The 18,117-nt window shown below is 74.7% G+C and carries 16 protein-coding genes; 10 read left to right on the top strand and 6 right to left on the bottom strand.

Annotated features, from left to right (window positions below; translation table 11 throughout):
- Nucleotides 1-68: 68 nt before the first annotated feature.
- Both metF and HUT12_RS24450 read left to right on the top strand, forming a co-directional pair.
- Nucleotides 69-986 carry a methylenetetrahydrofolate reductase [NAD(P)H] gene (gene metF, locus HUT12_RS24455; RefSeq protein WP_131054322.1) on the top strand — a complete coding sequence of 306 codons (918 nt, stop codon included), beginning with the start codon at nt 69-71 and terminating at the stop codon, nt 984-986.
- A 43-nt stretch (nt 987-1,029) separates the two neighbouring features.
- A complete protein-coding gene (locus tag HUT12_RS24450; RefSeq protein ID WP_176094892.1) occupies nt 1,030-1,719 on the top strand; it encodes a CDP-alcohol phosphatidyltransferase family protein in 690 nt (229 codons plus the stop codon).
- Between the two features lie 138 nt (nt 1,720-1,857).
- On the opposite strand, the gene HUT12_RS24445 is transcribed toward HUT12_RS24450, so the two are convergent.
- Genes HUT12_RS24445 through HUT12_RS24420 form a run of 6 tightly spaced genes read right to left on the bottom strand, consistent with a single transcriptional unit; the run spans nt 1,858 to nt 7,166 of the window.
- Entirely contained in the window at nt 1,858-3,345 is a 1,488-nt protein-coding gene (locus HUT12_RS24445) for an NAD(P)/FAD-dependent oxidoreductase (protein WP_131054320.1), read from the bottom strand.
- Between the two features lie 32 nt (nt 3,346-3,377).
- Nucleotides 3,378-4,511, bottom strand: a complete 1,134-nt coding sequence (locus HUT12_RS24440; protein WP_131054319.1) for a glycosyltransferase family 2 protein — start codon at nt 4,509-4,511, stop codon at nt 3,378-3,380.
- Between the two features lie 12 nt (nt 4,512-4,523).
- Nucleotides 4,524-5,372 (bottom strand): carotenoid biosynthesis protein, encoded by an 849-nt coding sequence (locus tag HUT12_RS24435; protein WP_176094891.1) that lies wholly within the window; start codon nt 5,370-5,372, stop codon nt 4,524-4,526.
- The gene (locus HUT12_RS24430; protein ID WP_176094890.1) at nt 5,369-5,941 is read right to left on the bottom strand and encodes a GNAT family N-acetyltransferase; all 573 of its coding nucleotides are present in this window, start codon (nt 5,939-5,941) and stop codon (nt 5,369-5,371) included. Before HUT12_RS24430 ends, HUT12_RS24435 begins: the two co-directional genes overlap by 4 nt.
- On the bottom strand, nt 5,938-6,681 hold the full coding sequence (locus tag HUT12_RS24425; RefSeq protein WP_131054316.1) for a monooxygenase: 744 nt from the start codon (nt 6,679-6,681) through the stop codon (nt 5,938-5,940). Before HUT12_RS24425 ends, HUT12_RS24430 begins: the two co-directional genes overlap by 4 nt.
- Nucleotides 6,678-7,166, bottom strand: a complete 489-nt coding sequence (locus HUT12_RS24420) for a YbaK/EbsC family protein (protein ID WP_131054315.1) — start codon at nt 7,164-7,166, stop codon at nt 6,678-6,680. Before HUT12_RS24420 ends, HUT12_RS24425 begins: the two co-directional genes overlap by 4 nt.
- A gap of 507 nt (nt 7,167-7,673) precedes the next feature.
- Here HUT12_RS24420 and HUT12_RS24415 point away from each other — a divergent pair.
- The 8 genes from HUT12_RS24415 to HUT12_RS24380 all read left to right on the top strand — a co-directional run bounded on the left by HUT12_RS24415 (nt 7,674) and on the right by HUT12_RS24380 (nt 18,074).
- Nucleotides 7,674-8,123, top strand: coding sequence for an SAV_6107 family HEPN domain-containing protein (locus HUT12_RS24415; RefSeq protein WP_176094889.1), 450 nt, complete (start codon nt 7,674-7,676; stop codon nt 8,121-8,123).
- A gap of 54 nt (nt 8,124-8,177) precedes the next feature.
- A complete protein-coding gene (locus HUT12_RS24410) occupies nt 8,178-8,924 on the top strand; it encodes a hypothetical protein (protein ID WP_254876944.1) in 747 nt (248 codons plus the stop codon).
- A gap of 61 nt (nt 8,925-8,985) precedes the next feature.
- Nucleotides 8,986-10,704, top strand: coding sequence for a DNA polymerase Y family protein (locus HUT12_RS24405; RefSeq protein ID WP_176094888.1), 1,719 nt, complete (start codon nt 8,986-8,988; stop codon nt 10,702-10,704).
- Between the two features lie 78 nt (nt 10,705-10,782).
- A complete protein-coding gene (locus HUT12_RS24400; RefSeq protein ID WP_176094887.1) occupies nt 10,783-14,157 on the top strand; it encodes an error-prone DNA polymerase in 3,375 nt (1,124 codons plus the stop codon).
- Nucleotides 14,158-14,292: 135 nt separating this feature from the next.
- Nucleotides 14,293-15,039, top strand: coding sequence for a methyltransferase domain-containing protein (locus tag HUT12_RS24395; protein WP_254876943.1), 747 nt, complete (start codon nt 14,293-14,295; stop codon nt 15,037-15,039).
- Between the two features lie 74 nt (nt 15,040-15,113).
- Nucleotides 15,114-16,262: an alkaline phosphatase family protein gene (locus tag HUT12_RS24390; protein ID WP_254876942.1), complete on the top strand. Its 1,149-nt coding sequence runs from the start codon at nt 15,114-15,116 to the stop codon at nt 16,260-16,262.
- 38 nt (nt 16,263-16,300) lie between these two features.
- Complete coding sequence (locus HUT12_RS24385) at nt 16,301-17,560, top strand: DNA polymerase IV (protein ID WP_176094884.1); 1,260 nt, start codon at nt 16,301-16,303, stop codon at nt 17,558-17,560.
- 115 nt (nt 17,561-17,675) lie between these two features.
- Complete coding sequence (locus HUT12_RS24380) at nt 17,676-18,074, top strand: DUF3040 domain-containing protein (RefSeq protein WP_131056765.1); 399 nt, start codon at nt 17,676-17,678, stop codon at nt 18,072-18,074.
- Nucleotides 18,075-18,117: the final 43 nt, after the last annotated feature.

Genomic DNA, 18,117 nt, shown 5'->3' with positions numbered 1-18,117 from the left:
GCATCGGTCACGTCCCCACCCCTGGGAAGGTGCTGGGGGTACGGGGGAGCGGCCGCTAGAGTCGGTACGTGGCGCTCGGACTTCCCTCGATCCTCCCGAATTCGCAACCGGCGATCGGGGAGTTGGTCCGCGACTGCCAGCCGACCTTCTCCTTCGAGTTCGGGCCGCCCAGGACCGAGCAGGGCGAGCGGCAGCTCTGGCAGGCCATCCGTGAGTTGGAGCCGTTGCGCCCCTCGTTCGTCTCGATCACCTACGGTGCCGGCGGGACGACCCGGGACACCACCGTCGCGGTCACCGAGCGGGTGGCCACCGAGACGACCCTGCTGCCGATGGCGCACCTGACCGCGGTCAACCACTCGGTGGCCGAGTTGCGGCACGTGATCGGTCGGCTGGCCAGTGTCGGGGTGCGCAACGTGCTGGCGGTCCGGGGCGACCCGCCCGGCGATCCCAACGGCGAGTGGGTGCCGCACCCGGACGGCGTGGACTACGCCGAGGACCTGGTCCGCCTGGTCCGCCGCTCCGGTGACTTCAGTGTCGGCGTCGCCGCCTTCCCGTACCGTCATCCGCGCTCGGTGGACGTCCAGACCGACACCGAGTACTTCGTCCGCAAGTGCCGGGCCGGTGCCGAGTTCGCGATCACCCAGATGTTCTTCGACGCCGACGAGTACCTTCGCCTGCGCGACCGGGTGGCCGCCGCCGGCTGCGACACGCCGATCCTGGCCGGCGTGATGCCGGTGACCAAGATCGGCACGATCGAACGCTCCGTGCAGCTCTCCGGGGCGCCGTTCCCGCCGGCCCTGGCGGCGCGGTTCGAGCGGGTCGCCGACGACCCGGAAGCGGTCCGTCGGCTCGGCATCGAGCAGACCAGCGAAATGTGCCGGCGACTGCTCGACGAGGGCGTCCCCGGGATCCACTTCATCACCTTCAACCGTTCCACCGCGACCCGGGAGATCTGGCAGAACCTGCGGGTGGGCGCCGCGACGTGACGCGGCGGGCGCGACACCTCAGCGCCGTCGGGTCGGTTGAACCGTGGTGGGCAGACAGCTGAACTGGAACGAGTACGCCGTCGCGTGGGCCCGGCTGCACGGCGGGTTCGACCCCCGGGCGGCCACCCCCGTGGTACGCGGCTGGCTCCGTTTCGCCTACCAGGTCGGTTTCCTGCTGGGCCGGCTCCGGGTCGGCCCGACCGCGGTCACCGTCTTCGGCGTACTGCTCTGCCTCTGCGTACCACTGTTCGCCGGGCGACCGGGCGACGGACCGTTCCTGGCCGCGCTGTTCGTGCTGCTCGCCTCGGTGGCGGACAGCGTCGACGGCGCGGTGGCGGTTGCCACCGGCCGCACCACCCGGCTCGGCTACGTCTACGACTCGCTGGCCGATCGGATCGGCGAGGCCGCCTGGCTGGTGGCGTTCTGGCTGGTCGGCGCGCCGGGTGGGCTGGTCGCCGCGGCGGGCGCGCTGTCCTGGCTGCACGAGTACGTCCGGGCCCGGGCGGTCGCCGCCGGGATGCGCGACATCGGCGCGGTGACGGTGGGGGAGCGGCCCACCCGGGTCTGCGTGGCCGTCGCCGGGCTGCTGCTGGCCGGCCTGACCGGGCTGATCGACCTGGACCTGGCGGCCGGCACGATCACCATGGCGACGGCGGTGTGGGTGCTGCTGGCCGCCTTCGGCCTGGGGCAGTTGCTCTCCGCCGTCCGCCGGGCCCTGATCGACGCCGAATGAGTCGTCGGCCCGCCGGTGTGCGCGTCGGCCCGCTGGTGTGCGCGTCGGCCTGCGGGGTGCGTCGGCCTGCGGGTGTTAACAAGGGGCCCTTGCTCTACCGCAGGCGTTAAGAAGGTGCCCTTCCTTACATCCCGCCCCCTACCAGGCGGGGCCGATCTCGTCGGCGACGATCTGCGCGGACAGGGCCACCATCGGCAGGCCGCCCCCCGGGTGGCTGGAGCCGCCGACCAGCCACAGGCCGTGCGCCGCCCCCCGGTTGGCCGGGCGGAGCAGACCGCCGGCCGTGCCGTAGATGGTCCCGCCCGGCGCGCCGGTGGAGTCGGCCAGGTCGGCCGGGGTGCGGATCTCGCGGAACACCAGCCGGTCCCGGACGTCCATGCCCCGTTCGGCCAGCACGTCCAGGATCCGGTCGGCGTACGCCGCCGCCAGCCCCGGCCGCCGCCAGTCCACCGCCCCGGGCGCGGTGCCGTGACGGGCGGCGTTGACCAGCACGAACCATGCCTCGTGTCCGGTCGGGCGGACCGCCGGATCGTCGGCCGCCGTGACGAAGACCGTCGGGTCGGTGGCCGGACGGGCGCGTACTCCCCGCCCCGGGGCACCGAAGATCGCGTCGAACTCGGCGTCGTAGTCGCGCGGGAAGAAGACGGTGTGGTGGGCCAGCCCGGAGTTGCCGCGTACGCCGAGCAGCAGCACGAAACCGGCCAGGCTGCGGTCGGTGAGCCCGGCCAGCCGACGCGGGTCGGGCAGCAGGTCCCGGTAGACGGTGAGCGCGTCGACGTTGGCCACCACCACGTCGGCCGGCACCGGGGCGGCCTGCCCGGCGACGCGTACGCCGTGCGCCCGCCCGCCCGCCGCGTCGATCCGGGTGACCGTGGCGCCGGTGCGGATCACCACGCCGAGGTCCAGACAGCGCGACAGCAGCGCGTCGGCGAGGCTGCCCAGCCCGCCGCGCAGATACCAGCCGCCGAAGGCCAGCTCCGCGTAGGGGACCGCGACCAGCGCGGCCGGCGCGCGGCGTGGATCGGCACCGGTGTAGGTGGCGTACCGGTCCAGCAGCATCCGCAGTCGGGGGTCGGACAGGTGGGCGCGACCCAGCCCGCGCAGGCTCTGACCGGGCCGGATGGCGGCCAGGTCACCGAGCCGCCAGGCCAGCCGGGTCAGGTCCCGGGGCGAGTCGACGCGGCGGCGCAGGATGTCGTGCTCGGAGGCCCGCCACACCCGGCCGGCGCGTCGCCACAGCCGCTGCCAGTCGGTCGCCGCCCGATCGCCGAGGACGGCGCCGATGCGGGCGGCGAACTCGGTCGGGTCGGCGCAGGAGTCCAGCACCGGCCCGCCGCCGGGGAAGACGTGCCGCACGATCGGGTCCAACGGGACCAGGTCGAGGTACTCGTCGAGCTTGGCCCCGGTCGCCTCGAACAGCTCGTGGAAGATCCCGGGCAGGGTGAGCAGGCTGGGACCGGTGTCGAAGTGGAACGGCCCGGAGGCGGTGTCGTGCGTGTACCGCCCGAGTTTGCCGCCGACCGTGTCGGCCCGTTCGAGGACGGTCACCTGGTGGCCGGTGACGGCCAGCCGGGCGGCGACCGCCAGTCCACCCACTCCGGCGCCGACGACCACGATCCGCGCCATGCGATGTCCTCCCAGAGTGGGCCTACCAGGGCCTAGCCGACCGGTCGGCCGCGCCAGGACAGGCGCCGCCGCTTGCGCAGATGGTACGACCGTACGGTCAACCAACCGAGGACCGCGACCGACACGGGGTGGCCCAGCGCGTCGGGCCAGGCCCGCCCACCGGTGGCGCGTGCGCTGACCACCCGCCCGACCACCCCCAGCAGGTACGCCGACAGCGCGAGCGCGGCCACCACCGGCGCGCCGGCCAGCAGCGCGCCGACGGCGACCAGCGGCGGCGCGGTGTAGAGCAGGAGCAGCAGGGACATGACCACGGCGGCGGCGAGCGGATGCCCGAACGAGGCCCAGAGCGACTTGGTGTAACCGTCGCGCAGTTGCGGCCAGTCGTCGTACATCCGGCAGACGGCCAGCCGGGAACCGTCGGCGAGGGCGATCCGGCCGCCGGACCGTTTCACCGCCCGGGCCAGCTCGATGTCCTCCAGCACCCGGTCGGCCACCGTTGCGTGCCCACCGGCGCGCAGGTAACCGGCGCGGTCCACGACCAGGAACTGACCGCCCGCCGCGGCCAGCGACGGCCGGGGCGAGCGCTCCATCGCGCGCAGCGGCAGGAAGGTCAGCCACAACCACTGCAACAACGGCTGCACCAGCCGGTCCGCCGCCGTGCGCACCACGATCCGCGGGTACGGCGACAGCAGCGCCGCCCCGGCGGCCCGCAGCTCGGTCACCGCCGCCGCCACCGCGTACCGGTCGAGCACCACGTCGGCGTCGACGAAAACCAGCGCGGTGGTCGACGCGTCGGCGCGGTCGGCCAGTTGCCAGCAGGCGTGCGGCTTGCCCAACCAGCCCGGTGGCGGCGCGATCCCGGTGACCAGGGTGACCCGGGGATCGTCGCCGACCACCGCGCGGACCACGTCGGCGGTGCCGTCGGTGGAGCCGTCGTCGAGCACCACGACCCGCAGCCCGGGTACGCCACGCTGGGCGAGCAGGGACCGCAGGCACGGGGTCACCCGGGCGGCCTCGTCGCGCAGCGGCAGCAGCACCGTCACCGCTTCGGTGACCTCGACCGGCCCCGACGCGGGACGGCGCAACCAGCGGCCGGCGTTGACCAGGGTGTGCCCGGTCAACACGACGAGCACCCCGAACACGGCGAGCGACAAAGCCTCACTCACGCCGGGGCTCGCTCATGCCGAGACGTCGGCGTGGGGTCGGGGCGCGGTGTCGGCGCGTCCCGTGCGGCGCTGCCGCAGCAGGCTGACCGCCAGCGGCACCGCGACGACCGCCATGCCGGCCGCACCCCACAGTGCCGAGGCGGGCAGGTCGAGGAAGACCGCGTGAGCCAGCACGCTGGAGCCGTACGTCCACAGGTAGAGCGCGTACAGCGGAGTGTCGGTGGCGTCGGTGGTGTCCACGGCCGGTCCGGCGAGCGGGCGCAGCGCGCTCATCATGAGCACCGCGAACAGCAGCCAGCCGAGGTAGTTGCTGATCGGGATGCCGGGCAGGCCGGGTAGTGCCGGGGTCGGGTCCCGCCACACCCAGTGCCCCTCGGCCACCATCTGCGGGTCGAGGAAGAGGTCCCAGGTGGCCAGGCCGAGGGTGGCCAGCGCGATCCGGGTCGGCCACCGCCAGCGACCCGCCGCCACCGTGATCCGCGTGGTGAGCCGGGTCGCCACCAGCCACGCCGGCCAGGCCATCCAGGTCCAGGCCAGCGGGATGATCAGCGGTACGCCGGCCAGCTTCGGACCGAGCTGACCCGAGTAGTCGTAGCTGCCGAACGGAAATCCGGTGGCGACGCCGAGCGCCTCGATGGCGAACCCGCCCCCGGTCGCCGTGGCGATCAGCGCCGCAGCCGTACGCGGCCCACGCGACAGCAGCGCGTGGCCGACCGAGAGCAGGTAGCCGAGGACGACGGTGGCCACGGTCAGCCGGGCGCGGGTCGTCCCGTCGGTCAGCGGGTAGCCGATCTGGGCCAGCACCAGCAGGACGAGCATTGCCCAGGCGTAGACCCGGGCACGGCGGGCGGACGGCGTCATGGCTGTCCGGGACGGGCCGGCGACGTCGGTCCCGGCAGGGGCAGGTCCCGACCGAGTACGCCGAACGGGCGCTCGTCGCCGGGGAACCGGAAGTCGCGCAGCACGTCGACGAAGCCGAACCGGCGGTACAGCCGCCAGGCGCGCGAGGTGTTCTCGTCGGCCTCCGGGGTGGAGAGCAGCGTGGTGCTGCCCTCGGCCATGGTGAGCAGGGCACGCAGTTGACCGGCGCCCAGGCCGTGCCCCTGCGCCGGGGGCCGGACGTGCAGCTCGACCACCTCGAAGCAGTCGGTCAGCCAGCGCTTCCGGTCGCCCTGCTCCAGTGCCCGCCAGACCTGGTCGTGCCACCACTGGCCGGGCCCGCCGACGTAGCCGTAGCCGAAACCGGCCAGGTGACCCTCGCTGGTCAGGCTGGCCACGGCACGGAAACCGGGTCGGCGTACGTGGGTGGCGATGTAGCCACGACGGGCCTCCAGCAGGTCGGCGCGGTATCCCATCGCCTCGCCGTAGACGGCGACCACGTCGTCCAGCCGCCGGAGGAGATCGTCCGGTGTCCACCGCACCAACCTCACGCCTGTCCACCCTTCGCCGGGTCGTCCGCGTCGCCGACCCACCCCAGTACCGTCCGGTCACCGACCACGTCACGTACCTCGAATCGCGCGAAGAGTTCCTCGGCGTACCACCGCTCGGTCGGGGTGCGGGTGATCGCGGCCCGGTGCTCCGGGTGACGGTACGCGAACGCCACCAGATCCGCCGGATCCCGCCACACGCTCACCGTGCCCTGCCAGCCCAGGGGCGCCTCGCCGACGCCGAAACGGGCCAGCAGGCCGGGCGCGGCGTGCAGGGCGGCGGCCACCGGTGGGACGGCCCGCCAGAAGGTGAGCGCCCGCGCCGGACGCAGCCGGGCCCGGGTCAGTGCCAGCACCGGGCCGTGGACCGGCCCGCCGGCGGGCTCGCCGAACGGCCGCCGACCGGACCACTCACCCCGGCTGGTCAGCGGACGCAGGTCGAGCCGGACTCCGGACCGGGCGATGTCGGCCCAGGCCCGATCCACCCGCGAGCCGGTGAACCGGGCCGCCTCGGCGGGGGAGTCCCACACCGTCAGCGCGGCCCAGCGGGTGAGGTCGGCGTCGCCCGGCCCGAAGCCGGTGCCGGTCCCGGTGCCGAGCAGCTTGCCGAACCGTACGCCGGGCAGCGCGCGCAACCGGCGCGGGTCGAGCGCCATCCGGCCCAGCGCCCGGCCCAGGGCGGCCCGGGGGATCCGCCACACGTGCAGGGTGACCAGTCCGGGAACGGTCTCGGTGGTACTCACGCCACGTCGGTCGGGGTCCCGTAGGTGACCCGCAGCAGCTCGGCGTACGTGGTGGGGAAGACCGCCTGCGGCACGCCACCGGCGGCCCAGACCTCGTCGTACTTCTCCAGCGCGGTGTCGACGAGCGTACGCAGCGGGCGCGGGTGGCCGACCGGGGCGACCCCGCCGATCACCTGTCCGGTGTGCTCCTTGACGAACTGCGGGGTGGCCCGGCGCAGCCGGGTGACCCCGAGCCGGGCGGCCAGGGCGTCGGTGTCCACCCGGTGCGCGCCGGAGGTGAGTACCAGCAGGGGTTCACCGTCGGCGTCGAAGACGAGCGAGTTGGCGATGGCGCCCACGTCGACACCGAGCGCCTCGGCGGCGGCCGCGGCGGTGTGCACCGCGTCGGGCAGCAACCGGACCAGGGCCCGCTTGCCGGAGCCGTTGCGGGTGTACGGACCGTCGAGCGCGTCCTGCACCGCCTCGACGTTCGGGTGTGACTGCATCCCGCCATTCTTCCCGGTACGCCGACGGCAGGCGCACCCGGCCACGGCATGCGGAACCGGTCGCCCTGACCAGGCGGGCGACGTGGCTGGCCCGGCGCGTCACACGTTGCGTTTTCGTCAGAGGGAGGGTGTACTGTCAGCAGTAGTTAGAACGAGTGTTCGATTGCTGGTGTCGCCGGCTAAATCGAACGTTCGTTCCAACCCCTCGGGGGCGGGTGTTTCGCGGCACCGGCTCCCGGACAGGTGCGGTGCCGCGGATCGCACCTGGGCTCCGGGCAGTCGCGAGTCCGGACCCGTCAGGCAGGCCGTCGGCCGCCGCCCACGACCCCCGGGCGGCGGCCGACGGACCCGCCGGTAACGCCGGCCGGGTGGGGTGTGGGGAAGCTCCGCACCCGGCCGGCCACCTACCTGGTGCGTCTTCCTCCGCACCGCCCGCCGCGGGCGCGTACCGCGCCGACGGGTCCACCCGTCGCGCGACCGCCCCGCTCGGCCCACGTGGAGGAGACCATGCCGACCAGTCCGGCCCAGGCGCCGACGGTGCCCGCGCACGTGTTGCCGCACCGCACTCCCGCCCAACTGCTCACCGTGGCCCGGCAGGGCCTCGCCGAGGCCGGCCGGACCGGCCCCGACGGCCTCCGGTACGCCGCCGCCCACCTCGCGGCGCTGCGCGCCGCCGCCGCGGTGCTCGCCGCCCGTGCCCGTCCCGCACCCACCCGCCGCAACCGGATCACCAGCGTCTGGGTGCTACTCGCCGTCGTCGCCCCCGAACTCGACGAGTGGGCCGCCTACTTCGCCCTCGGCGCCGGCAAGCGCGCCGCCGCCGAGGCCGGCATACCCCGGGTGGTCACCGCCCGGGAGGCCGACGACCTGCTCCGTGCCGCCGAGGAGTTCGTGACGGTGGTGGAGGCTGCGCTCGGCCTGGCACATCAGCCGGCGATCGACGGTCTCGTCGCCTGATCAGCACCATCCACCGGCGGGCACCCGGTGGCGACACGACGGGGGGTAGGTCCGATGGCGGGCCGCATGGTGGTCGGTTCCGCCGCGCTGGCCGGGTTGGTGCGTCCGGCCAGCGCACCCGACCCGGTGGGTGGTCACCGGATACTCCCCGTCCGGCCCGAGCTGACCGGGCTGCTGCCCGGTCGTGGACTGCGGCGGGGCAGCACCATCGCGGTCGGTCTCGGGCAGCCCCGGCACAGCGGCACCACCTCGCTGCTGCTCGCCCTGCTCGCCGAGGCGTCCCGGGCCGGTTCGTGGTGTGCCGTGGTCGGGATGCCGACCTTCGGCGCGGGTGCGGCGGCCGAGGCCGGGATCGCCCTGGACCGGCTCGCCCTGGTGCCGCAGCCCGGCCCCGAGTGGCCCACCGTCGTCGCCGCGCTCATCGACGGGGTCGACGTGGTGGTCACCGCGGTACCCGCCACCGTCTCCGCCTCGGTCGCCGTCCGGTTGGCCGCACGGGCCCGCCAACGCGGCAGCGTGCTCGTGCCGTACGGCCGGTGGGACGGGGCGGACCTGACACTCCAGGTGGTCCGGGGCACATGGGAGGGACTCGGGGCGGGGCGGGGGCGGCTGCGCCGCCGGGAGGTGACCATCTCGGCACACGGGCGGGGCGCGGCCGCCCGCGCCAAGGAGCTCACGGTGTGGTTGCCCGGTGACGAGCTGACCCGCGTCATCCCCCGCTCCGCCACCACCGCCGACCGGTCACCTCCCGCCCGGTTCCGCGTGCTGGCCTCCCCCCACCCGGCGGAGCACGCGACATGAGCGAGCGTCAGCGAGTGAGTCATCGGCTCCGTGGTGACTCATGGCGGCGCGGAGCGTCGACATGAGCGCGCCTGCTCGGACGTTGCTGCTCTGGTGCCCGGACTGGCCGGTGCTCGCCGCCGAGATCGTCGACGGGGTGCCCGCCACCGGGCCGGTCGCGGTGCTGCACGGCAACCGGGTGGTCGCCTGCTCCGAGCAGGCCCGGGCCGAGGGGATCCGCCGGGGGCTGCGCCGACGGGAGGCGCAGGGACGCTGCCCGGGGCTCACCGTCGTCGACCACGATCCCGGTCGGGACGCGCGGGCGTTCGAGCCGGTGGTGGCCGCGGTCGAGGAGGTGGCGGTCGGGGTCGAGGTGGTCCGCCCCGGGGCCTGCGCGCTGGCCGCCCGGGGTCCGGTCCGGTACTTCGGCGGTGAGGAGGCGGCCGCCGAACGGATCGTCGAGCACGTCGCCCAGAGTTGCGCGGTGGAGAGCCAGGTCGGTATCGCCGACGGGGTGTTCGCCGCCGGGCTGGCCGCGCGGGAGGGGCGGATCGTGCCGCCCGGTGGGACGCCGGAGTTCCTGGCCGCCCAGCCGGTCGAGGCACTCGGGCGGCCCGCCCTGGCTGACCTGTTGCGCCGGCTCGGAGTGCGTACGCTCGGGGACTTCGCCGCGCTGGCCGCCGGTGACGTGCTCGCCCGGTTCGGGTTCGACGGCGCGCTGGCCCACCGGTGGGCCAGCGGTGGCGACGACCGGCCGTTGGCGGTCCGGCGCCCGCCCGTGGACCTGACGGTCGCCGCCGACCTGGACGAGCCGATCGAGCGCGTCGACGTGGCGGCGTTCGCGGCCCGGACGCTGGCCGAACGGCTGCACGAGCGGCTCGCCGGGCACGGGCTGGCCTGCACCCGGCTCGGCATCGAGGCGGTGACCGCGCACGGTCAGGAGTTGCACCGGGTCTGGCGGCACGACGGCCTGCTCAGCGCGGCGGCGATCGCCGACCGGGTCCGCTGGCAACTGGACGGCTGGCTCTCCGGCGGTGGCCGGCGCGGTGGCGACCGACCGCCCCGGCCCACTGCGGGGATCGTCCGGCTGCGGCTGGTGCCGGACGGGGTGCTGGCCCAGGCCGGTCTGCAACCGGGGCTGTGGGGCGAGACCGGTGCGGAACGCGAGCGGGCACACCGGGCCCTGAGCCGGGTGCAGGGTCTGCTCGGCCCGGAGGCGGTGGTCACCGCCGTACTCGGTGGAGGTCGGTCACCGGCCGACCAGACGCGGCTGGTGCCCTGGGGCGACGAGCGGTCACCGGCCGGTCCCGGCGCCGGTGCGGCCGTACCGTCCTGGCCGGGGCGGCTGCCGCCGCCGTCGCCGGCGGTGGTGCTGACCACCCCGCTCGCCGCGAGCGTGCTGGACGCCACCGGCGTACCGGTCGTGGTGAGCGCGCGACTGGCGGTGAGCGCCCCGCCGACCCAGTTGATCATCGCGGTGGAGGGCGGTGCCCAGGTCGGCCGGATCAGCGCACCGGCCGGGACCGCCGGTGCGGGTGGTACGGCGGACGGCGCCGTCGGTCGGGGTGGCGGGTCAGCCGGGGGCGCCGGCCGGGGTGGTGCGTGGGCCGGGATCCCTGGCCGGGCCGGGGTGCCGGTCGAGATCGTCGGCTGGGCGGGCCCGTGGCCGGTCGACGAGCGGTGGTGGGACCCGGTCGAGGCGTGTCGGCGGGCCCGTTTCCAGGTCAGCCTGGCCGACGGCAGCGCCCTGCTGCTCGCCGTCGACGCCGGCCGGTGGCTCGTGGAGGCGGTCTATGACTGAGGCGGAAGTGAATCGTGGTGCGTTCCGTCCCCGGGGAGGGCCGGAACGCACCGGGATCTCGGTGGGCCGGGTGGGGCGGTGAGTTTCCACAATCCTCGGCTGCCCTGGTCGGAGCTGGAGCGGGTGCTCTCCGGGCGTACCGGGGAGGGTGAACGGCACCTGCGGGTGGTGGATCCCCTCGCGGTCGACGCCGACGGGGGTGACTCGCCGGCCTGGAGTCGGAGCCGGGAGCAGTACCGTCCGCCCGAGCTGGCCCGCCCCGACGGTGTGGTGCCGTACGCCGAGCTGCACGCGCACACCAACTTCAGCTTCCTCGACGGGGCCAGCCACCCGGAGGAACTGGCCGAGGAGGCCGTCCGGCTGGGGCTGACCGCGCTCGCCGTCACCGATCACGACGGCTTCTACGGCGTGGTGCGCTTCGCCGAGGCGGCCCGCACGCTGGACCTGCCGACGATCTTCGGGGCGGAGCTGTCGCTCGGTCTGCCCGGCCCGCAGCAGGGCGTACCCGACCCGCACGGCAACCACCTGCTGGTGCTGGCGCACGGCCACGAGGGGTACGCGCGGCTGGCCACGACCATCGCCCGCGCCCAGTTGCGGGGCGGGGAGAAGGGACGCCCGGTCTACGGGGAACTGGAGGAGGTGGCCGCCGACCTGCGGGACCACGTGTTGGTGCTGACCGGTTGCCGCAAGGGACACGTGCCGTCCGCCCTGCTCACCGAGGGGGTGGACGCGGCGGCCCGGGAGCTGGACCGGCTCACCGCGCTGTTCGGCGCGGAGACGGTGGCGGTGGAGCTGACCGACCACGGGCACCCGGTCGACGGCGACCGCAACGACGCGCTGGCCGAGCTGGCCGCCGCCGCCGGGCTGCCCACGGTCGCCACGAACAACGTGCACTACGCCACCCCCGGGCGGCGTCGGCTGGCCACCACCGTCGCTGCCGTGCGGGCCCGGCGCAGCCTGGACGAGATCGACGGTTGGCTGCCCGCCGCCGGCACCGCCCACCTGCGCAGCGGTGCCGAGATGGCGGCGCGCTTCGCCGCGTACCCGGGGGCGGTGGCCCGGGCCGCCGAGTTCGGTGCGGAACTCGCCTTCGACCTCCAGCTCGTCGCGCCCCGGCTGCCGGCGTACCCGGTGCCGCCGGGGCACACCGAGATGAGCTGGCTGCGGCACCTCACCGACGAGGGGGCGCGGGAACGCTACGGCCCGCGCGAGGCGCACCCGCAGGCGTACGCGCAGCTCGACCACGAGCTGAACATGATCGAGGAGTTGGGTTTTCCCGGCTACTTCCTGGTGGTCTACGACATCGTCGACTTCTGCCGGCGGGCGGACATCTACTGCCAGGGCCGGGGCTCGGCGGCGAACTCGGCGGTCTGCTACGCCCTGCGGATCACCAACGTGGACGCGGTGCGGCACCGGCTGCTGTTCGAGCGTTTCCTGGCCCCGGAACGCGACGGCCCGCCCGACATCGACGTGGACATCGAGTCCGACCGTCGGGAGGAGGTCATCCAGCACGTCTACGCCCGGTACGGGCGGGAGCACACCGCCCAGGTGGCCAACGTGATCTCCTATCGACCCCGGTCGGCGGTGCGGGACGTGGCCAAGGCGTTCGGTTTCTCGCCGGGGCAGCAGGACGCGTGGAGCAAGCAGATCGACCGGTGGGGCGACGTGGCCACGGTGGACGTGCCGGAGATCCCCGAGCAGGTGATCGCGTACGCCAACGAACTGACTGGTGGCTCGGGGAGGTGGGCGGGCTTCCCCCGGCATCTGGGCATCCACTCCGGCGGCATGGTGATCTGCGACCGGCCGGTGATCGAGGTCTGTCCGGTGGAGTGGGGCCGGATGCCCGGCCGCAGCGTGCTCCAGTGGGACAAGGACGACTGCGCCGCCGTCGGCCTGGTCAAGTTCGACCTGCTCGGCCTGGGCATGCTCTCCGCGCTGCACTACGGGTACGACATGATCGGGATGAGTCTGGACCTCGGCGACATGTCGCTGGAGGATCCGGAGGTCTACGACATGCTCTGCCGGGCCGACTCGGTCGGGGTGTTCCAGGTGGAGAGCCGCGCCCAGATGGCCACGCTGCCCCGGCTGCGGCCCCGGACGTTCTACGACCTGGTGGTCGAGGTGGCGCTGATCCGTCCCGGCCCGATCCAGGGCGGCTCGGTGCACCCGTACATCCGGCGCAAGAGCGGGCAGGAGCCGGTGACTTTCCCGCATCCGTTGATGCGCAACGCGTTGGAGAAGACGCTCGGCGTACCGCTGTTCCAGGAGCAGTTGATGCAGCTCGCCATCGACCTGGCCGGGTTCGACGCGGCCGGGGCCGACGAGTTGCGCCGGGCGATGGGGGCCAAACGGTCGGTGGAGCGGATGGCGAAGATCGCCGACCGGCTCTATCGCGGCATGGCCGAGCGCGGCATCACCGGCGAGCTGGCCGACGACGTCTACCGCAAGCTCACCGCGTTCGCCAGCTACGGTTTCCCGGAGAGCCACGCGATGAGCTTCGCCTATCTGGTCTACGCCAGTTCCTGGCTCAAGCGCTACCACCCGGGCCCGTTCCTGGCCGCGCTGCTCAGCGCCCAGCCGATGGGCTTCTACTCGCCGCAGACCCTGGTCGACGACGCCCGTCGGCACGGTGTGGAGGTACGCCGTCCGGACGTCAACGCCAGCGGCGCGAAGCCGGTGCTGGAGTCGACCCCGCAGACCCGCTGGGGCAGCCGGCCCGGTGAGCCGCCGCACGCCTGGGGGCTGGGCGGTCCGGCCGTACGGCTGGGGCTGTCCAGTGTGCGTACGCTCGGTGATCCGGTGGCCGAGCGGATCGAGGCGGAGCGGACGGCGCACGGGCCGTACCGCGACATGCCGGATCTGGCCCGGCGGGTGGGGCTGACCTCGGCTCACCTGGAGGCACTGGCCACCGCGGACGCCTTCGCCTGTTTCGGACTGAGTCGGCGGCAGGCGCTCTGGGCGGCCGGCGCGGCGGCGCAGGACCGGCCGGATCGCCTGCCCGGCACGGTGACCGGCGCGACGGCGCCCACCCTGCCCGGCATGGAGGAGGTGGACCGGCTGGTCGCCGACGTGTGGGCCACCGGCCTGTCCCCGGAGCACCACCCGGCCCGGTTCATCCGTCCCCGGCTGGAGGCCCTGGGCGCGGTGCCGATCGACCGGCTGGGGCGGGTGGAGCCGGGCCGACGGATCCGGGTCGGCGGCATCGTCACCCACCGGCAGCGCCCGGCGACCGCAGGTGGGGTCACCTTTCTCAACCTGGAGGACGAGACCGGCATGCTCAACGTCACCTGCTCCCCGGGGCTGTGGCAGCGGCACCGGCGGGTGGCCCGGACCAGCGCCGCGCTGGTGGTGCGCGGGCTGTTGCAGCGGCACGAGGGAGTGGTCAACCTGGTCGCCGACCGGCTGGACGCGATCGAGCCACCGGTCAGCCCCGCGTCCCGCGACTTCCGCTGACCGATCCGCCGCCGGCGGTGCGTCTCGCCGTCGGGCCCGCGCGTCGCCGGCCGCGTGTCCCGTCGTCGGCCCGCGCCGCCCCGACGGCGTGCCTCGCCGCACATGACCGGCCGGGCAGGCCCTAGGCTCGACCGGGTGGAACAGACCCCGAATCCGGCCGGGCCGCCGCTCACCCCCCGTACCGCCGTGGTCTGGTCGGTGCTCCGCGCCGAATTGGACCGCCGACCCGCCGCCGAGCTGACCGTGCTCGACGTCGGCGGTGGCACCGGTGGCTTCGCCGTGCCGCTGGCCCGGGCCGGGCACCGGGTCACCGTGGTCGACGCCAGCCCCGATGCGCTGGCCGCGCTCAGCCGCCGGGCCGCCGAGGCCGGGGTGGCACAGCGGGTACGCGCCGTGCAGGGCGACGGTGACGCGCTCGCCGGACTGGTCGAGCCGGCCAGCGTGGACCTGGTGCTCTGCCACGCCGTCCTGGAGGTCGTCGACGATCCGGCGCCGGTGGTGGCCGCGCTGGCCGGGGCGCTGCGGCCGGGCGGTGCGGCCAGCGTGCTGGTCGCCGGGCGGGCGGCGGCGGTGCTCGGCCGGGCGATGAACGGCCACCTGGACGTGGCGACGACGCTCGCCGCCGACCCCGACGGCACCGCCGGTTCCCGGGACACGCTGCGGCGACGTTTCGACGCCGACGGCGCCACCGCGCTGCTGGCCGCCGCCGGGCTCGCCGTCGAGGAGATCCACGGCGTACGCGTGCTCGCCGACCTGCTGCCGGCAGCCGTGGCGGACGGCCAGCCGGGCGCCCTGCTGGAGCTGGAACGGGCGCTGGCCGCCCGGCCGCCCTGGCGGGATCTGGCGGCGCAACTGCACCTGTTCGCCCGCCGTCCGGCATGACCGGCCCGGAGGGGTCGGCCGTGCGCCCCCCGGTGTTAGGAGGGGGCCCTTCCTATGCACCAGGCGTTAACAAGGTGCCCTTCCTTGCACCTGTCACGCCGGAGTACGGCGGGGGGAGCATCGCCGACGTGCTGCCCAGCGCGCTCGCGGTGCTCGGTGTGCCCGGTGCCGCCGATCTGCTCGACCTCGGTGCCGACCTCTCCGGCGTACGCCGGATCGCGGTGCTGCTGGTCGACGGGCTCGGGTGGTACCAGATCCCGACCGCCGCGCCGTACGCGCCGACCCTGGCCGGGTTGACCGCGGCGGCGGGTCGGCCGCTCACCTGCGGCTTCCCCTCCACCACCCCGGTCAGCCTGGTCACCCTGGGCACCGGGGCGGCACCCGGCGCGCACGGGGTGCTCGGGTTCACGTTGCGGGTGCCCGGCACCGAGCGGGTGCTCAACCACATCGAGTGGTCCGGCGACCCGTCGCCGCTGCGCTGGCAGCCGGTCGCCACCCAGTTGGAGCGGGCCCGGGCCGCCGGGGTGGCGGTGACCGTGGTCAGCCGGCCGGAGTTCGGCGGCAGCGGCCTGACGGTGGCCGCGAACCGGGGCGGCGACTACCGGGGCGCGGCCGGGGTCGACGCGGTGGCCACCACGATGCTGGCCGCGCTGACCGCCGGCCGAGGCCCCACCCTGGTCTCCGGGTACCACCCGGACGTGGACCGCGACGGGCACCTCAGCGGCGTCGACTCGGCACCCTGGCGGGCCTCGGTGGCCGAGGTGGACGGGATGCTGGCCCGGTTGGTCGACGGATTGCCGCCGGACGGGGCGCTGCTGGTCACCGCCGACCACGGCCAGCTCGACGTGCCCGCCGCGCACCGGTTCGACCTGGACACCGACCCTCGGCTGACCGACGGGGTGCGGGTCGTCGCGGGCGAGCCCCGGGTGCGGTATCTGCACACCGCGCCGGGTGCCACCGCCGACGTGGTGGCGGCCTGGTCGGCCGTGCTCGGTGACGCCGCCCGGGTGCTGGTGCGCGACGAGGCGGTGGCCGCCGGCTGGTTCGGGCCGGTGCCCGAGGCGCACCTGGAGCGGGTCGGCGACGTGGTGGTGGTCTGCAACGACACGTACGCCGTGCTGGCCAGCCGGTCGGAGAGCCCGATGGTCTCCCGGCTGGTGGCCTTCCACGGCGCGGACACCGCGGCCGAGATGACGATTCCGCTGCTGGTGCTGCGGGGCTGACCGGACGTCCTGTCCCACCCCGGGGTTAACCTGCCGGGGTGGGACGCAGCCAGTCGTTGCCCCGGGGTGGCGATCCCCGGTTCGGGCCGGACGCCGACGACGCCGGCTGTTCGATCCTGCACGTCGACATGGACGCCTTCTTCGCCTCGGTGGAGGTGCGGCACCGACCGGAGTTGCGCGGCCGGGCCGTCGTGGTCGGCGGGGTCGGCGCACGCGGGGTGGTCAGTTCGGCCAGCTACGAGGCCCGGCGGTACGGCGTCCGCAGCGCGATGCCGACGATGCGGGCCCGGGCGCTCTGCCCGCACGCGGTGTTCCTGCCACCGGACTTCAGCCGCTACTCGGCCGCCTCGCGGGCGGTCATGCAGATCTTCCGGGACGTCACGCCGCTGGTCGAGCCGCTCTCCCTGGACGAGGCGTTCCTGGACGTCGCGGGTGCCCGGCGACTGTTCGGGCCGCCGGCCGCGATCGCCCGCCGGATCCGCGAGCGGGTCGCCGCCGAGCAGGAGCTGACCTGTTCGGTGGGGGTGGCGTCGAGCAAGTACGTGGCCAAGCTCGGGTCGACCCGGGCCAAGCCGGACGGCCTGCTCGTGGTCCCGGCCGCCCAGGTCCTCGACTTTCTCCATCCGCTGCCGGTCGCCGCCCTCTGGGGAGTGGGGGAGCGGGCCGAGCAGAACCTCCTGCGGCTCGGGCTGCGCACGGTGGGCGACCTCGCCCAGGCCCCGCTGGGGATGGTGCGGACCGCCGTCGGCGCGGCGGCGGCCGGGCACCTGCACGAGTTGGCGTGGGGACGCGATCCGCGTCGGGTCAGCCCCGAGCACGCGGAGAAGTCGGTCGGCGCGGAGGTCACCTTCGACGTCGATGTCAATGATCCGACCGAGATCCGGCGCACCCTGTTGGCGCTCGCCGAGAAGGTCGGTGGCCGGTTGCGTGCCGGTGGGCTGGTGGGGCGCACCGTGTCGCTCAAGGTGCGGATGGCCGATTTCCGCACGGTGAGCCGGTCGCGCACCCTGGACGTGCCCACCGACGTGGCGCGGGAGATGTTCGACACGGCCTGGTCCCTCTACACCGCTCTGGCGCCTGGTGAGCGGATCCGCCTCGTCGGCGTACGCGCGGAGGGTCTGACCCCCGCGGACGAGACGCCCCGGCAGCTCGCGCTCGGTGCGCCCGAGCGGGGATGGCGCGAGGCGGAGGTCGCGGCGGACGCTGCGGCTGCCCGATTCGGGCGGTCCGTCATAGGACCGGCCAGTCTTCTCGGGGGGCGTGATCCCCGACGAGATGAAAATCCGACGCGGCCGTAGGTCGTCCCGCTTTCCGACGCGCGAGGGCCCTCGTAGACTTGCGGGTAAGCAGCCGGTTGGCTGCCACGGTCTGTCGGTCCGACCGGACCGACCAACGTGACCGGGGAGGAGTGCCGTGCCGCTCTCGGAGCACGAGCAGCGGCTGTTCGAGCAGATCGAGCGGTCGCTTGCCGAGGACCCCAAGTTCGCCTCGGCCGTGCGCGCCAGCGACCCGCGTTTCCACGCGCGGCGTCGCCTGCTCGTCGCTGCCGGCGTGATCGTCGCTGGCCTGGCGTTGTTGGTCTATGGCGCGGTGATCAAAACTCCGCCGTTGGCAGTGGCGGGATTCGTTGTCATGTTGGCCTCGGCGGCGTTCGCGGTGCAGTCGCACCGCCGGGCGCAGTCACCGGACCTGCACGTCGTCGGAGGCACGGCGAGTCGTCGCCGGTCCCGGGGACGGTCCGGTCGCCGGTCGGGGGGTTTCCTCGACCGGATGGAGGACCGGTGGCGTCAGCGCCCGGAGGGGCACCGCTGACCCGCTGTTCCTGACGGCGGGGCATTCGTCCCGGACCTGACCG

It is taken from the genome of Verrucosispora sp. NA02020 (assembly GCF_013364215.1).
Taxonomy (GTDB): domain Bacteria; phylum Actinomycetota; class Actinomycetes; order Mycobacteriales; family Micromonosporaceae; genus Micromonospora.
This window is presented reverse-complemented; position numbering and strand designations above follow the sequence as displayed.

Bases quoted from the DNA above. Each gene is read 5' to 3' on its own strand.
- HUT12_RS24435 (WP_176094891.1), bottom strand. From the start codon at position 5,372: ATGACGCCGTCCGCCCGCCGTGCCCGGGTCTACGCCTGGGCAATGCTC.
- HUT12_RS24405 (WP_176094888.1), top strand. From the start codon at position 8,986: ATGAGCGCGCCTGCTCGGACGTTGCTGCTCTGGTGCCCGGACTGGCCG.
- HUT12_RS24410 (WP_254876944.1), top strand. From the start codon at position 8,178: ATGGCGGGCCGCATGGTGGTCGGTTCCGCCGCGCTGGCCGGGTTGGTG.
- HUT12_RS24420 (WP_131054315.1), bottom strand. From the start codon at position 7,166: ATGCAGTCACACCCGAACGTCGAGGCGGTGCAGGACGCGCTCGACGGT.
- HUT12_RS24415 (WP_176094889.1), top strand. From the start codon at position 7,674: ATGCCGACCAGTCCGGCCCAGGCGCCGACGGTGCCCGCGCACGTGTTG.
- HUT12_RS24445 (WP_131054320.1), bottom strand. From the start codon at position 3,345: ATGGCGCGGATCGTGGTCGTCGGCGCCGGAGTGGGTGGACTGGCGGTC.